The organism is Pseudoalteromonas sp. TAB23 (assembly GCF_000498075.1).
Taxonomy (GTDB): domain Bacteria; phylum Pseudomonadota; class Gammaproteobacteria; order Enterobacterales; family Alteromonadaceae; genus Pseudoalteromonas; species Pseudoalteromonas arctica.
The window spans coordinates 1-876 of sequence record NZ_AUTP01000137.1; the positions used below are offsets into that span (position 1 = coordinate 1).

Below are 876 nucleotides of genomic sequence, written 5' to 3' on the forward strand. Positions count from 1 at the left end.
AAGCCAAAGCAGACGCTCAAAACGAGCCAAGTTACCCAGTGCCAGAGCATTTACGTAATGCCCCAACTAATTTAATGAAAGACTTAGGGTATGGCGCTGAGTACCGTTATGCGCATAATGAAGAGGGTGCATTTGCCGCAGGTGAAAAATATTTACCACCAGAAATGGACGGTAAAGAATATTACTTACCGAGCGAGCGCGGACTTGAACAAAAGATCAAACAAAAACTCGATTACCTAAAAGAGCGCGATGCGCAAAGCCCACTTAAACGATACGAAAATGATTAAACTTTATATGATGATCGCCCTTGGCGGAGCCTCAGGTGCGTGTTTACGGTTTTTTATTAGCGAAAGCATGCTAAAACTCCTCGGTAGGGGATTCCCTTTTGGCACGTTGACGGTTAATATTCTGGGTTCATTGTTAATGGGCATTTTGTACGGTTTGATAGATAAAGAAATTATCACCGCAAGCCCCGCCAAAACCCTTATCGGTATTGGCTTTTTAGGTGCATTAACCACCTTTTCAACATTCTCAATGGACTCGTTGTTGTTATTACAACAAGGTCACTTTATTAAAATGGCCCTCAATATCATCTTAAACGTGATGGTGTGTATTTTTATGGCTTGGCTGGGCCTTCAGCTAGTAATGCAAAAAGGTTAAAAAACTAACATGTTAGATTCTAAATTTTTACGTCAAGACATCGAACAAACTGCAGCACGTTTAGCAGCTCGCGGTTACGAACTCGATGTCGCGACGGTAACTGCACTTGAAGAAAAACGCAAAACATTACAAGTAAAAACGCAAGAACTTCAAAGTCAACGTAATGCAAGCGCAAAAGCAATTGGTCAAGCCAAAGCTAAAGGCGAAGACGCACAG

Annotated in this window: 2 protein-coding genes and 1 pseudogene (1 of these 3 only partly in view); all 3 read left to right on the forward strand. The window is 41.9% G+C overall.

Annotated features, from left to right (window positions below):
• A pseudogene (locus L654_RS0105245) lies at window positions 1-287 on the forward strand (recombination factor protein RarA); the annotation flags it as partial.
• Complete coding sequence (gene crcB, locus L654_RS0105250; RefSeq protein ID WP_021032117.1) at window positions 280-660, forward strand: fluoride efflux transporter CrcB; 381 nt, start codon at window positions 280-282, stop codon at window positions 658-660. The pseudogene L654_RS0105245 and the gene crcB, both read left to right, overlap by 8 nt.
• Window positions 661-669: 9 nt before the next feature.
• A protein-coding gene (serS, locus tag L654_RS0105255; protein ID WP_024607478.1) for a serine--tRNA ligase crosses the window boundary here: on the forward strand, window positions 670-876 show its beginning. 1,107 nt of this gene lie beyond the right edge of the window; 207 of the gene's 1,314 nt are visible here — the first part of the coding sequence; its start codon is at window positions 670-672; its stop codon lies beyond the right edge, outside the window.

What these genes read in the sequence shown, in the direction of transcription:
- crcB (WP_021032117.1), top strand. Translation starts at nt 280, where the DNA reads ATGATTAAACTTTATATGATGATCGCCCTTGGCGGAGCCTCAGGTGCG.